The organism is Amycolatopsis sp. QT-25, from assembly GCF_029369745.1.
GTDB lineage: Bacteria > Actinomycetota > Actinomycetes > Mycobacteriales > Pseudonocardiaceae > Amycolatopsis.
Map to the genome: position 1 here is coordinate 2,043,140 of NZ_CP120210.1, position 13,821 is coordinate 2,056,960.

Below are 13,821 nucleotides of genomic sequence, written 5' to 3' on the forward strand. Positions count from 1 at the left end.
TCACACTGCGCTACCCGCAAAGGCAGGAGGAGGTCCGGGAATGGTGTCACGGCCCGCCCCGGCCTCGACGTCGCTCCCCTCGGAGTCGTCGACCACGACGAGCGAGGGAGCGCTGCCCGAATCCGGGAGGTTCTGGCGCGAGCTGCTCGAAGACGTCCGTGACGCGGTGCTCGTGCAGGACGTCGGTGGCGCGCTGCGCTGGTCGAATCCCGCCGCCCGCGCGCTGTTCGGCGGCGGCCGCCCGGTGCTGACCGCGGAAGGCCCCGACGTCGGGCATGTCGAACACACCGGCCGCCGGTTCCCCGCGCGGATCCGGACGCTGCCCGGCGGCTGGCACGCGTGGACGGTGACGTCCGCGGTCGCGGCCGACGGTCCGCGCGTGGACGGCTTCCTCGCCGCCTCGGCGCCCCGGCTCGCCTCCGCACGGGGACGGCACGGGACGGCGAAGGTGATCGCCGAGATCGCCGCGGCCGAACTCGCCGACTGCGTGTTCGTCCTGCTGCCGACCACCCGCGGCCGCTGGGAGTGGTGGAGCTACGACCACCGCACCCACCACGGCCACGGCCGGATCCGCCGCGTCCCGGCCCAGCTGGCGCCGGTGCTCGCCGGCACCTTCGCCGCCACCGAGGGACCCGAGGCCAAGACGGTCCCGAAAGAAGAGATCGCGACGCTGCCCGCGGTCGTCGCGGAGCGGCTCGCCGTCCATTCGTCGGTGACCGTGGTCTCGCTGGGCTCCGACGGCGGGGCCGGGGTCACCGGCGCGGTCGTGCTCGGCAGGCGCGGCGCGGCCGCGTTCGGCGAGGACCATCCCCGCGCGGTGACCGAGTTCGCTCGCGCGGCCGGGACGGCGCTGGCGAACGCGCACCGCTACGCCCGGCAGGAAGAGGCCACCCGCGGTCTGGAGACCACGCTGCGCCCGACCCCGCCGCCGGCCGTGCCCGGCGTCAAGTTCGACGTCTGGTACGAGCCGTCGAGTGGACTGCTCGACGTCGGCGGTGACTTCTACGACGTCCTGCCGCGCGAAGACGGCGGCGCGATGTTCGTCCTCGGCGACGTCTGCGGAAAGGGAGCCGAGGCGGCGGCGCTCACCGGCCGGGTCCGGCAGACCCTCGCCGCGCTCGATCTCGTCGAGCACGACAACACGACGTTGCTGAGCCTGCTCAATTCCCTGCTCATCACCGGCGGCAGCGGCCGGTTCGCCACCCTGGTGCTCGGTTCGGTGCTGGCGGACGAAAACGGTCTCGGCGTCACTTTGGCCTCCGGCGGGCATCCGGCGCCGCTGGTGGTGCGCCGTCGCGGTGGGGTCGACGAGATCACCCTGCCCGGCACCCTGGTCGGCATTTCCCCGCAGGCCCGGTTCGCCGAGACGGCCATCCGGCTGGCCGAGGGCGACATCTGCCTGCTCTACACCGACGGGATCACCGAAGCGCGGCACCACGAGCGGCCGTCGGAGCTGTTCGGGGACGAACGGCTGCGTGAACTGCTCACCGGCTGCCGGGGGCTGTCCGGCCGCGAGGTCGTCGCCCGGCTCCGGTCCGCGGTGCGGGACTGGCTCGGCCGCGGGGCGCACGACGACATCGCCGTCCTCGCCATCGAGGCGTCACGACCCGTTCAGTAGCCGCACCACCGCCCGCTCGACGATCTGCCTCGCCAGATCGGAATCCGCTACCTTCCCGGCCCGCCGCACCGCGCGTTCCACGGTCCGGTCCTGCCGGTACGCCTCGACCACCCGCGGGTCCACATAGGACCGGCGTGCCACGGCGGGCGTGTTGCCGAGACCTTCGGCGACTTCCGTCATCACGGCCTTCTCGGTCCGCTTGAACCCCCGTTCGCTGGAAGGTCTTTCCTTGTCCGCGAAGGCCGAAGCGGCCAGGACGGTGGCGTTCCAGGTCCGCAGATCCTTGGCGGTGAAGCCCTCGCCGACGATTTCCCGGAGCCGGGCGTTGATGTCGTCGGCCTTCACCTCGTGCCAGCCGTCGCCGTCGCGATAAGCGAGCAGGCGCACGTCGCCGCCGCGCACCCGCCGGAGGGAGCGGACCAGCCGCACCAGTGCCTCGTCCCGCAACCGGACCTTCCGCTGGATGCCGTGCTTGGCGGGGTAATCGCAGACGAGACATTCGTCGCGGAGTTCGACGTGCTCGCACAGCAACGTCGCCACCCCGTGTGTGCCGTGCTCCTCGGCATAGCTCTCGCCGCCGGTCCGGAAGACACCCAGATCGATCATGCGCAGGGCACCGGCGAGCACCCGCTCCCGCTTCAGGCCGCGTGCGTCGAGATCCTCCCGAACCGTTGCGCGCAGTTCGGGCAGTTTCCGGGCCAGTGCCAGGACGCGTTCGTGCTTCTCCTCGTCTCTGGCCCGCCGCCATTCGGCGTGGTAGAGGTACTGCTTCCGCCCGGCGTCGTCCACCCCGACGGCCTGGATGTGGGCGTTCTCGTGCGGGGAGATCCACACCTGCCGCCAGGCGGGCGGGATCGCCAGCGCGTTGATGCGCTCGATCGTGTGCTGATCCCTCAGCGGTTCGCCGTCCGGGGTCGAGTAGCCGAAGCCACGACCTCTTCGCCGCCGCCGGATTCCGGGGGACCCCTGGTCCGCTCGCCGAAGTCGCATGAGGACAGATACCCGGCACGGAGCGGGTTCATGCCCAGGGTTCGGCCGGTCCGGCGCGGGGTAGTCGGAGAGCGACCCCAACTGGAGGAGGAAACCCGATGACGACATCGCTGAACGGACGCCGCGTGGCCATCCTCGCCGCGGACGGCGTGGAACAGGTCGAACTGGTCGAACCGCGCAAGGCGGTCACCGACGCCGGGGCGACGGCCGAGGTCGTCTCGCTGGAACCCGGGGAGATCCAGGCCATGAACGGCGACATCGACAAGGCGGACAAGTTCACCGTCGACCGGGTCGTCAAGGACGTCACGGTCGACGACTTCGACGCGCTCGTGCTGCCCGGCGGCACGATGAACCCGGACAACCTGCGCGCGGACGAGGACGCGGTCCGGTTCGTCCGCGATTTCGTGAACAGCGGCAAACCGGTCGGGGTCATCTGCCACGGTCCCTGGACGCTGGTCGAGGCCGACGTCGTCCGCGGCCGCACCCTCACTTCGTATCCCAGCGTGCGCACCGACATCCGCAACGCCGGCGGCACCGTCGTCGACCAGGAGGTCGTCATCGACGACGGCCTGATCTCGAGCCGGAATCCCGGCGACCTGCCCGCGTTCTGCTCCGCGATCGTGACCGCCTTCGCGGGGTAAACGAGTGGCGCCCGTCACAGGGATGGGGGATCGTGGTGGCCGGGAAAGGAGGTGCCGCGATGACCGTGCATGCCAGACGCTATGGCCGGTGGTGCCGTGAGCATTTCGACACCGAGCCCGTGCCGGATCCGGAACAGCCCGCGGAGGCCGCCGCCCCGGACGTCACCGCTGCCCGGGCCGCGCAGGCCCAGGCCGGTGACGCCCCCGAGGCGAAGCCGGGTTCACTCAACTGAGGCTTCGCCGGTACCAGACCCGCTTCGGGCCGGGGAGACCGATCCGCGAGACCAGATCGGTCACCACGCCACCGATGATCAGCCACAGCAGCGCGGCGAGACCGTCGTTGAACAGGGTGCGCAGTTTGAGGCCGTCCGGGGTGAACAGGTTGCGGAGCCCGAGCGAGACGCCGCGCGACCACTGGTCGATCAGCCGCGCGAACCCGTTCCCCGGATTGGCCTCGCCGAACACGAGCAGGATGTGCATGATCAGCACCAGGGCGAAGATCCAGCACACCGCGTGGACGAGGGCGTTGATGATCCGCACGGCGCGGATCCTGGCGGGTGTCCGTTCGACGATCTCTTCCTGCGGCTCGCGCGGGTCGTTGAGGTAAGTCATCGCCGTCTCCCATCATCGTCCACGGTGGGCACCCCGACTGTGCGGTCGCTCAGTCGGGAGGACCGGGCCTGTTGCTCTTCGACGGGGGCCGGGGTTTGCTTTTGCCCGGCTTCGTCGAGGCACCCGACTGGTCATTCGAAGCGGTGGTGCCGTCCGGCGTCGAAGTGGCTCCCGCGATTCGGGAGGTGCCGGGCGGCTTCGCGGACACCGGAACGACCTCGGTCACCACGACCGTGTGTGGCACCTTCACCCCGCCGGCGGGGACCTCGACGGCCTCCGAGGGACGCGTTCCTTGGCCTGCCACCGGAGCGGACGAGCCGGTCGCCGCCGGGGGGAGCGGTTCGCCCGGCGGCACCGGGGGGTTCGCCCCGGTCTGGTTGACCGCCAGCAGGACACCGATGGTGATCGCGGCGGCGGGCGCGCTGATGGCGGCGACCACGGCCGCCCGCCTGCGGGCGGCGGGCGCGAGATGGACGACCTTCGTCCCGGTGGAGTCCTCCAGCAGGATCCGTGAGATCGCCGCGGCGGTGGGACGCTGCGACGGCTTCCGCGCGGTCATCCCGCGCAACAGCGTCGTCATGGTCACCGACAGCCCGTCGGGGATCCGGGGCTGCCGGTGCAGTCGTCCGACCGCGGCCTCGACCGGCGTCCCGGTGTACTCCCGTTCCCCGGACAGGCATTCGAGGAGGACCAGGCCGAGGGAGTAGACGTCGGCGGGCGGGCCGATGTTCTCACCGCGCACCTGTTCGGGTGCCATGTACGCCGCCGTGCCGACGACACCACCGGTCTCGGTCACCCTGGTCGCGTCGAAGGCGTGCGCCACCCCGAAATCGCCGATCAGCGGGCCGTCGTCGGCGATCAGGATGTTCGCCGGTTTCAGGTCACGGTGGGTGATGCCATGCGCGTGGACGTGCGCGAGCGCGTCGGCCAGCCGGGCGGCCAGTTCGACGACCTCGTCCGGGGTGAGCGGGCCCGACCGCAGGCGCTGGGCCAGATTCGGCCCGTCGACCAGGCGCATCGTCAAGTAGGTGTAGCCGTCGTCGGAGCCCGCGTCGTACAGCGGGACGAGCCCGGGATGGCGGACCGCGCTGAGGACCTGGATCTCCTGCTGACGGCGGCGCTCGTCCCGGAGCATCGTCTCGGCGTGGAAGAGCTTCAGCGCGACTTCGCGCTCTTCGCGCAGGTCCCAGGCCCGGAAGACCCGAGACGTCGCACCGCGGCCGAGCAGTTCCCCGACTTCGTACCGGCCGGCGAGCCTGCGCGGAAGATGGTCCGGGTCGTGGACGTTCAGGGCGAACCGGCGCTGAGTGGTCCCGGCATCGGGTTCGTCCTCCTCGACCTCACCACCAGCACGCGAACCCGCGTCGTCCATCGGTGCTACCTCCGTCTCACCGGCCGAACGCCGGATACCCGGTCCGGCCCCGGGTGAAACAAGGTTCGACAGCGTAGCGGAGCCGATCCGAAGGTTCACCCCGAACGGCGGGCAACCCCGGCGTGGGCCGGACGTCTCGTTGGGCATGAAGCCGAACCGGTGGGCCGCGCTCGCCGCCGCCGCACTGACCGCCCTGGCCGTCCCCACCCCGGCCGCCGCCGATTCGGCTGTGCCCCGGGGGTTCGCTCCCGCGTCGACGAGTTGGACCGGGCCGCTGCGTGGCTTCGTCCTCGGCTTTTCCCCGTGCGGCAGACCGGGATGGTGCGCGTCCCTGCTGTCGACGGCCGACGGCGGGAAGCGGTGGCGCCGCGTCGGCGATCCGCCGATCTCGCTGCCGGACAACCACAATCAGGTCAAGCTCACGGTGATCGACGAACGCGACGTCTTCCTCTCCGACGGCACCCGGCTGCTCGCCAGCCACGACGGTGGCGGAAGGTGGTCGGAGGTCCGGCTCGCCGGGGTTCGGGAACCTTTTTACATTTCGAAAATCACCGAATCGGGCTCCCGGGTGTTCGCGATGGTCACCGGTTTCGGCAGCCCGTCGACGACGACGCTGTACGCGGGGCTTTCCGGTACGCGGCTCCTCCAGCGCGTTCCCGGCTTCACTGTCACCGGCTCTTCCACCTATGGGGACATCGTCACCAGCGGCGGCATCCAGGTGTCGATGGGAGCGGACTACCGCCTCCAGAAGTACTGGACGTCGTCCGACGGCGTGGTCTTCGCGCCCGCGCCGCCGCCCTGCCCGGCGGACAGCGCGGCCTCGCTGAGCGGGGTCCGGCAGGGGCAGGTGCTGGCGTTGTGCAGCGGGGGACCGGGGACGCCGCAGCCGGGGGCGACAGTCCGGCGGCTGTGGCGCGCGCCGAAGCTCGGAGGACACTTCACCGGCACGGCGCAGGCGCCCACCCTCGGGATCAACCAGAGCTTCAGCGCGGCGTCGCCCTCGGCGGCGACCGTCGCGGCGGAAGGCGGCGGCGCCGGATTCCTGCACAGCACCGCCGACGGCGGGGTGACCTGGACGACGACGGAGCTCAGCGGCCGCGGCGTCTGCCTCAACGACCTGGACTTCCCGGCCGAACGGGTGGGCGTGGTCGTGGACGGACTGCCCGACGCCCACGGCGGATCGGCCGTGTACCGCACCACCGACGGCGGCGGCACGTGGCGAGAGCTCGTCTTCGGGTGAACGTCGCAGGTGGGCATGGCCCTTCCGGGAGGTTCACCGGAACGCACGCCATGTCGTAATCTGTGTACGGTCCGTCGATGTCGAGGGAGCCGTGGGCACGTTCACGTGGCCCGTGCGCGGCTGAAGGGTGGAACGCGTCCATGACTTCGGACGAGGGCCGGTCTGTGCCGAGGCGCCCGCCTCCCCTCGACTACAGCAAGCCCAACCTCGCCCGGATGAAGGACGTCCTGCTCGGCGGGCACGACCACTACGAGGTCGACAGGCAAGCGGTCGACGACCTGCTCGCCCTCGCTCCCGACGCCGCCGCGATGGCCAAGGAGTTCCGCTCCTGGGCGAACCGGGTGGTCCGGTTCCTCGCCGGCGCCCGCGGCATCGACCAGTTCCTCGACCTGGGCTCCGGGCTGCCCACCGCGGAGAACACCCATCAGGCGGCGCAGCGATACCACCCCGACGCGGTGGTCGTCTACGTCGACCACGACCCGGTCGTCCAGGCACACGGGCTGGCGTTGCTGGAAGACCATCTCGTCCACGTCAGCGGCGCGGATCTGACCGAGCCGGCGCGGACCCTCGCCGATCCGGTGGTCACCGAGCACCTCGAACTCGACCGCCCGGTCGCGGTGATCCTGAACTCGGTGCTGCACCACATCGAAGACCTCGGCAAGGCGCGGGCCGTCGTCCGCGCCTACGTCGACGCGCTCGCGCCGGGGTCGTACGTGCTGATCACCCACGACTTCACCCCCGGCGAGGGCGCGCGCGCCGCGCTCGCCCGGAAACTCGACGACCTCATGGGCAGCACCGGGCACCGCACGGTGCATCGAAGCCGCGAGGAGATCGAGTCACTGTTCGACGGGTTGGAGATCATCGAGCCCGGGGTGGTCCACCTGCACGAATGGTGGCCGGAAGGCCCACGCCTCGCGCCGCTGACCGAGCTGAACCACCTGAGCCTCGGCGGCGTGGGGATCAAGCCCTGAAAACACGCTGGGCCGGGGTGATCGTGAGTGGCGGCTCGGGGTCCAGCCCGAAACGCCACTCCCGCCCCGCCCTGCCTCAGGCCTTCAGCGAGCCGAAGAACGCCTTGAGTTCGTCGTGGGCGGTGCCGAAGTCCTCGGTGTTGCCGGTCATCGCCAGTTCCAGCACCTCGCCGCCGGCGAGCTCCAGCGTCAGGTACACGGTGAGCTTCCGGCGGGGGAAACCGCCCGCCACGATGTCCGCGAACGGGATCCGCCGCGCGCCCGGTTCGGCGCGCAGCTCGTCGAGGCCGCGCTCCCGTAGCTTCCGGATCCGCTTGCGGTCCGACACCCCGCGCGCCCCGAGCAGGCCGGCGAGTCCGCGGCGGACCAGCACCGAGCGCGCCATCGGCAGCATCACCACTTCGGTGTCGCAGACGATCAGGTCGTAGAGCTTCCGCTTGGCTTTCAGCGCGGTGAACAGCCCGAGCATGCGGGCTTCGGCGGGATCCGGCTCCGGCTGGGGCTCCTGCTTGCAGAAGTACGCGGCGGGCACGTTCAGCAGTTGCAGGTTGTGGACCAGTTCGTCGACCGCGCGCGGGCCGCGTACCGCCGGGGCGACCAGCTCGACGACGTCGAACGGCTCGCCGTCGCCGAGGCACAGTGCCCAGTCGCCGCCCCAGTTCAGGCGATGCGCGGCGACGCCGTTGTCGATCATCGCGGCGGTGACGGTGTCGGCGAACAGCTCTGTCAGCAGTTCGAGGCCCTCTTCGCGGGACGGCGCCCGCAGCGGCCTGGCGAGCGCTTCGGCGTCACCGTCGCGCAAGACCCGCACCACCTCGCCGATCGTGCCTCGGGGCGCCAGCCTGCTTTCGAGACCGGCCGAAGTCAGCAGCTTCGCGCCCTCCGCCACCGAAGCCCGGCCCGCGCGTTTGACGACCTCGTCCCAGTCCGCGCGGGGCCCGACGTCACGGATCAGCACTCCCAGCTCCGCCTCGGGCACGTCGACCTTCGGCGCCCCCAGAAGCGACCAGCCCGGCCGCGCGTCCGGCTTCACCGGGTTGTCCGGCACGCCGGCCAGCGCGGCGATCCGGCGCTTCGTGGGCGGATGGCTGTCGTACTTCGACAGCGTTTCGCCGTCGATGACCTCTTCGGCGTACTCAAGCACCCAGTCTCGCTGGACCGGGTGATCGAGGTACGACCGGAACCCCAGCAACACCGGGGGAGTGCGCCGCGCCGCCGCGCCGAGTGAGAGGTAGCGCTCGGCGTAGTCCTTCCACAGCGGGCTCAGCGTCGCGATCTTCCGCAGTGCCGCTGCCGCCGTCCGGCTGCCCGCCGCGAGCACCGACGCCTCGTCGGCCTGCAGTTCCTGCCGCCGGTTCGCCGACCGGGCGACCAGCAGGTACAGCTTCGAGTAGGCGGAGAGCAGCGCCCTGGCGGGGCCGCCGTCCAGCCTGTCGACGGTGAAGGCGAGCGTCTGGGTGCCGCGGTAGGTCAGCGCGAGCAGCCGGGTGTGGCCGCCGCTGTAGTGCCCGAGTTCGTGTGCCAGCACCGAACGCAGCTCGCTCACGCTCATCGCGGCCAGCAGCGGCAGCCCGATCAGCATCGTGCGGCGGCCCGGCCGCAGGCCGAGGAACCGGGCGTCCTCGCTGACCGCCGCGTTGATCTCGCCGATCAGCACGATCTCGTCCGGCGGCCGCGTCTTCACCTGGGCGGCGAGGTCGTCGATCATCCGCCACAACGCGGGATGGGCGTCACGCTCCAGCCGCGGCCCCTCGATCGGGGGACGCCGCGCCCGCAACGCGCTCACCAGCCCGAAGCCCAGCGCGATCATGATCGCGAGTCCGGCGAGCATGACGTACAGGCCGATCTTGCCCTGGATCCGCAGGCCCGCCAGCACACTGGCGACACCCACCGCGACGACCACCACTGGGAACGCCACGAGCAGAAGTGTCGCGAGGACGGCGCGTCCTCGGGCCTGCATCGTCCGGTTACCTCTTTTCGCACAAGTGCCGTCTGTGCGGCCGAATAGTAACCGGCTACACAGCGGCTCCGTGCCGGAACGAAGAGCTACCCCCGACCTGCGAACCCGCAATCAGTCACCTACTTGCGCTCGTCCGGCCGGGCGACGCGCTTTGGATGCCGCAAGTAGGTGACTGATTGCGAGGGGGACTAAGCGACGTTGAAGGTGTCGGGGTCCGGCCCGGTCCGCTCGTCCCGGTCCAGCACGGACAGGGACGCGATGTCCTCCTCCGACAGCGTGAACCCGAAGACGTCGAGGTTCTCCTTGATCCGCGACGGCGTCACGGACTTCGGGATCACGACGTTGCCCAGCTGCAGATGCCACCGCAGCACGATCTGCGCGGGGGTGCGGCCGTGCTTGGCGGCCAGCGCCTTGATCGCCTCCTCGCCGAGCAGGTCACCGCCCTTGGCCAGCGGGCTCCACGCTTCGGTCACGATGCCGTGCTTCGCGTCGAATTCGCGTATCTCGGCCTGCTGCAGGTACGGGTGCACCTCGACCTGGTTGACCGCCGGAGTCACGGAACCGGCGTCGAGAAGCCGTTCGAGGTGCGCGGGCTGGAAGTTGGATACGCCGATCGCGCGCACCCGGCCGTCGGCGTACAGCTTCTCGAAGGCCTTCCACGTGTCCAGGTAGAGATCGCGCTCCGGCGTCGGCCAGTGGATGAGGTACAGGTCCAGCTTCTCCAGGCCCAATTTGGCCATGCTCGCGTCGAACGCCTTCAGCGTGGCGTCGTAACCTTGCTCGCTGTTCCACAGCTTGGTGGTGACGAACAGCTCGTCGCGGGCGATCCCGGACTGGGCGAGCGCCTTGCCGACGCCTGTTTCGTTGCCGTAGACGGCGGCGGTGTCGATGCTGCGGTAGCCCGCGTCCAGCGCGGCCTTGACGGCGGCGGTGGTCTCCTCGTCGGGCACCTGGAAGACGCCGAACCCGAGCTGCGGCATCGCCACCCCGTTGTCGAGTTCGACGGTGGGAATGTCGGTCACTGGTGTTCCTTTCGTGGGTACGTGCGGATCAGGCTGCGGGGGCCGGTTCGGCGCGACGAGCCTTTCGCCGCCCGCCATCGAGCATGCCGGAGATCACCGCGACCAGCAGTCCGGCGAGGGCGAGACCGGCGCCGATCCAGTTGGGCGCGGTGTAGCCGAGACCCGCGTCGATGGCCTTGCCGCCGAGCCACGCGCCCGCGGCGTTGCCGAGGTTGAACGCGGCGATGTTGGCCGCCGAAGCCAGCGCGGGCGCGCCTTCGGCCTTGTTCATCACGCGGGCTTGCAGCGGCGCGACGGTCGCGAACCCGGCGGCGCCGAAGACCGCGATGGTGATCGCGGCGGGAAGCTGGGCGTGCGCGGTGAAGACGAACACGACCAGCACGGCCGCGAGCACGGCGAGGATGACGTACAGGCTGGGCATCAGCGACCGGTCGGCCGCCCTGCCGCCGAGCAGGTTGCCGGCGAACAGCCCGGCGCCGAACAGCACCAGCAGCCAGGTCACTGCGCCGGGGGAGAAGCCGGCGACCTCGGTCATCATCGGGGCGATGTAGGTGAAGGACGCGAACACCCCGGCGAAGCCGAGTGCCGTCATCGCCAGCGCGAGCCACACCTGCGGACGCCGGAACACGGCCAGTTGACTGCGCAGTCCCGCGCTCTTCGCCGTCGCCTGGGCGGGAACCAGTGCGAGGATCCCGATCAGGCCGAGCACCCCGAGCGCGCTGACCGCCCAGAACGTCGAACGCCAGCCCAGCGCCTGGCCGAGCGCGGTACCGGCGGGAACGCCGAGGACGTTGGCGACGGTCAGCCCGGTGAACATCATCGCGATGGCACCGGCCTGCTTGTTCGGCGCGACCAGTGAGGCGGCGACGACCGCGCCGACGCCGAAGAACGCGCCGTGCGAGAGCGCGGCGACCACCCGGCCGGTCATCAGCAGGCCGTAGGTGGGGGCGAGCGCGGAAACGACGTTGCCGGCGATGAACAGGACCATCAGGCCGACCAGGACCGTCTTGCGCGGCACCCGCGACGCGAGCGCGGTGAGTACCGGGGCGCCGACCACGACACCGAGCGCGTATCCGGAGATCAGCAGCCCCGCGGAGGGGATCGAAACGCCGAAGTCGCTCGCGACCTCGGGTAACAGGCCCATGATCACGAACTCGGTGGTGCCGATCCCGAAGGCGCTGATCGCCAGTGCGAGCAGAGCGGCAGGCATGGGGACCTCACTTCTTCCCGTAGAGTGGTGTTACTGGCGTGAGCAACTACGAGCGACCGAAATAGTTGCATGCGCCGTATATTGCACACGCCTGATGATGCAGCATGCAACGAAGTTCGGGCAACCGGGGAAGAGGTGAACCGTGTCACTGGCCGACGACGCCGTGGAGGCACGCGCGCAGGGCTGGCGGACCCTGGCCGCACTGCACGCGCGGATCGAGGACGCGCTCGAGCGCGCGCTGGCGCAGCAGCACGAGCTGTCCGTCACCGAGTACACCGTGCTGGACGTGCTCGCCCGCCAGGACGGTTTCCACCTGCGGATGAACCAGCTTTCGAACGCCGTCGTACTCAGCCAGTCGGCGACGACCCGGCTGGTGTCGCGGCTGGAGGACCGAGGGCTGCTGCAGCGGTACCTGTGCCCGGACGACCGGCGGGGGATCTACACGGAGGTCACCCCCGCCGGGCAGGAACTACTGGCGTCCGCCCGGCCGACGCACGACACCGTCCTCACCGAGGCGCTGGCCGCCGCCGAGGAACTCCCCGAACTCGCGCCCTTGGTCGCCGCGCTCGGAAAGCTCACCTTCGCCCGCTCCTGACGTCACGCCATCCGGCACCAGCTTGCGGTGGTTCGCGCTGCCGACCACCGCAAGCAGGTGCCGAATCGCGGCACCGGCTGGCAAGGTGAGGGCGTGGAAGATCTTCTGTTGCGCCGGGTCCGGGTCGGCTTGGCGGGTTCCCTGTCGGACGTGCTGATCAAGGGGGGCCGGATCGCGGCCATCGCGGGACCGGGGCAGGCGGGTGAGGCGTCGGAGATCCTGGACGGACACGGCGGCACGCTGCTGCCCGGCCTCGTCGACGCGCATGTGCACACCGCGCAGTGGTCGGCCGCGCGCCGCCGGATCCCGCTCGGGGAGGCGACGTCGGCCGCGCACACGGTCGAACTCGTGCTCGCCCATCTGCTGGCGAATCCCGTACCGCCCGGCGATCTGGTGCTCGGCGCCGGGTTTCGCGACGGTCTCTGGCCCGACGCCCCGCACAAGGACCTGCTGCAGAAGGCACTGCCCGGGCATCCGGTCGCCCTGTTCAGCGCCGACCTCCACACGCTGTGGCTCAGCCCCGCGGCGCTGAAGCTCGTCGGCCGCGAGCATCCGACCGGCGTGCTGCTGGAGAACGACTGCATGAGCGCGACGGCCGAACTCCCGGTCGCCCCCGAAGACGTCATCGACGGCTGGGTCGCCGACGCGCTCGGCGCGGCGGCCGCCCGTGGCGTCACCAGGATCGTCGACTACGAGTACGCCGACACCGTCACCGACTGGCGGCGACGGCTGGCGCGTAAACCCCTGCCGGTCCGGGTCTCCTGCGTGATCGCGAGATACCTGCTCGACACCGCCATCGAACGCGGTCAGCGCACCGGCGACGTCCTCGAAGGCACCGGCGGGCTGCTCACGGTCGGCCCGTACAAGCTCTTCGTCGACGGTTCCTTGAACACGCGCACCGCCTACTGCGTGGGCCAGTACGCCGGAACGGAGTCCCACGGGCTGCTCGAACTGCCGCCCGAGGAGCTGCAACCGTTGATGCGCAAGGCTTTCCAGCACGGCCTTTTCCCAGCGGTGCACGCGATCGGCGATCACGCCAACAAGATCGCGCTCGACGCCTTCGCCGTCGTCGGCTGCCCAGGCCGTATCGAACACGCGCAGCTGCTGTGCGCCGAGGACGTCGCGCGCTTCGCTGAACTGGGTGTCGTGGCGAGTGTGCAGCCCGCCCATCAGCCGGACGACCGCGACGTCGCCGACCGGCACTGGCACGACTGGACCGACCGGGCCTTCCCTTACGGCGCCCTGCATCGCGCCGGGGTGCGGCTGGAGTTCGGCTCCGACGCGCCGGTCGCGCCGCTGGACCCGTGGGACGCGATCGCGTCGGCGGTCAGCCGCACCGACGACGACCGGCCGCCGTGGCATCCCGAACAGGCCATGCCACTGGAGGCCGCGCTCGCGGCGTCGTCCGGCGGCCGGACCGGCGTGACCGTCGGGGACGTCGCGGATCTGGTCGTCACCGCGGTGGACCCGTCACGACTGTCCCCGGGCGGGCTGCGCGACACCCCCGTCACCGCCACCGTCATGAACGGCCGGATCACCTACGCGGCTTGAGTCTTTTCTTGCGAGGGCGCAACGCCTCAATGGAAGGGC

The 13,821-nt window shown here is 70.9% G+C and carries 13 protein-coding genes; 7 read left to right on the forward strand and 6 right to left on the reverse strand.

Translation table 11 applies throughout. The features are described 5' to 3' along the window. Positions 1-40 precede the first annotated feature (40 nt). Positions 41-1,618, forward strand: a complete 1,578-nt coding sequence (locus P3102_RS09455) for a SpoIIE family protein phosphatase (protein ID WP_276368245.1) — start codon at positions 41-43, stop codon at positions 1,616-1,618. Here P3102_RS09455 and P3102_RS09460 read toward each other — a convergent pair. Next, positions 1,601-2,608 carry a DNA topoisomerase IB gene (locus P3102_RS09460; RefSeq protein ID WP_276368246.1) on the reverse strand — a complete coding sequence of 336 codons (1,008 nt, stop codon included), beginning with the start codon at positions 2,606-2,608 and terminating at the stop codon, positions 1,601-1,603. The two genes, P3102_RS09455 and P3102_RS09460, sit on opposite strands and share 18 nt — an antisense overlap. A gap of 98 nt (positions 2,609-2,706) precedes the next feature. Between P3102_RS09460 and P3102_RS09465 the strand changes: the two genes are divergently transcribed. Both P3102_RS09465 and P3102_RS09470 read left to right on the forward strand, forming a co-directional pair. Beyond that, positions 2,707-3,249, forward strand: coding sequence for a type 1 glutamine amidotransferase domain-containing protein (locus tag P3102_RS09465; protein WP_276368248.1), 543 nt, complete (start codon positions 2,707-2,709; stop codon positions 3,247-3,249). Positions 3,250-3,308: 59 nt separating this feature from the next. Then, a complete protein-coding gene (locus P3102_RS09470) occupies positions 3,309-3,482 on the forward strand; it encodes a hypothetical protein (protein WP_276368249.1) in 174 nt (57 codons plus the stop codon). Here the strand turns inward: P3102_RS09470 and P3102_RS09475 are convergent. Further along, entirely contained in the window at positions 3,475-3,861 is a 387-nt protein-coding gene (locus tag P3102_RS09475) for a hypothetical protein (protein ID WP_276368250.1), read from the reverse strand. The genes P3102_RS09470 and P3102_RS09475 overlap by 8 nt on opposite strands. Before the next feature lie 49 nt (positions 3,862-3,910). Further along, a complete protein-coding gene (locus P3102_RS09480; protein ID WP_276368251.1) occupies positions 3,911-5,233 on the reverse strand; it encodes a serine/threonine-protein kinase in 1,323 nt (440 codons plus the stop codon). A gap of 145 nt (positions 5,234-5,378) precedes the next feature. Between P3102_RS09480 and P3102_RS09485 the strand changes: the two genes are divergently transcribed. Together P3102_RS09485 and P3102_RS09490 are read left to right on the forward strand one after the other, a co-directional pair. Beyond that, positions 5,379-6,473 (forward strand): hypothetical protein, encoded by a 1,095-nt coding sequence (locus P3102_RS09485; protein ID WP_276368253.1) that lies wholly within the window; start codon positions 5,379-5,381, stop codon positions 6,471-6,473. Between the two features lie 140 nt (positions 6,474-6,613). Further along, on the forward strand, positions 6,614-7,444 hold the full coding sequence (locus P3102_RS09490; protein WP_276368255.1) for an SAM-dependent methyltransferase: 831 nt from the start codon (positions 6,614-6,616) through the stop codon (positions 7,442-7,444). Positions 7,445-7,520: 76 nt separating this feature from the next. Here P3102_RS09490 and P3102_RS09495 read toward each other — a convergent pair whose 3' ends face one another. From P3102_RS09495 to P3102_RS09505, 3 genes are all read right to left on the reverse strand, one after another. Then, on the reverse strand, positions 7,521-9,362 hold the full coding sequence (locus P3102_RS09495) for a M48 family metallopeptidase (protein ID WP_276368256.1): 1,842 nt from the start codon (positions 9,360-9,362) through the stop codon (positions 7,521-7,523). 230 nt (positions 9,363-9,592) lie between these two features. Continuing rightward, entirely contained in the window at positions 9,593-10,426 is an 834-nt protein-coding gene (locus P3102_RS09500; RefSeq protein WP_276368258.1) for an aldo/keto reductase, read from the reverse strand. A gap of 28 nt (positions 10,427-10,454) precedes the next feature. Continuing rightward, a complete protein-coding gene (locus P3102_RS09505; protein ID WP_276368260.1) occupies positions 10,455-11,636 on the reverse strand; it encodes an MFS transporter in 1,182 nt (393 codons plus the stop codon). A gap of 142 nt (positions 11,637-11,778) precedes the next feature. Here P3102_RS09505 and P3102_RS09510 point away from each other — a divergent pair, with 142 nt between their 5' ends. Continuing rightward, positions 11,779-12,231 (forward strand): MarR family transcriptional regulator, encoded by a 453-nt coding sequence (locus tag P3102_RS09510; protein ID WP_276368261.1) that lies wholly within the window; start codon positions 11,779-11,781, stop codon positions 12,229-12,231. A gap of 93 nt (positions 12,232-12,324) precedes the next feature. Next, a complete protein-coding gene (locus P3102_RS09515) occupies positions 12,325-13,782 on the forward strand; it encodes an amidohydrolase family protein (protein WP_276368263.1) in 1,458 nt (485 codons plus the stop codon). The last annotated feature ends 39 nt before the right edge of the window (positions 13,783-13,821 follow it).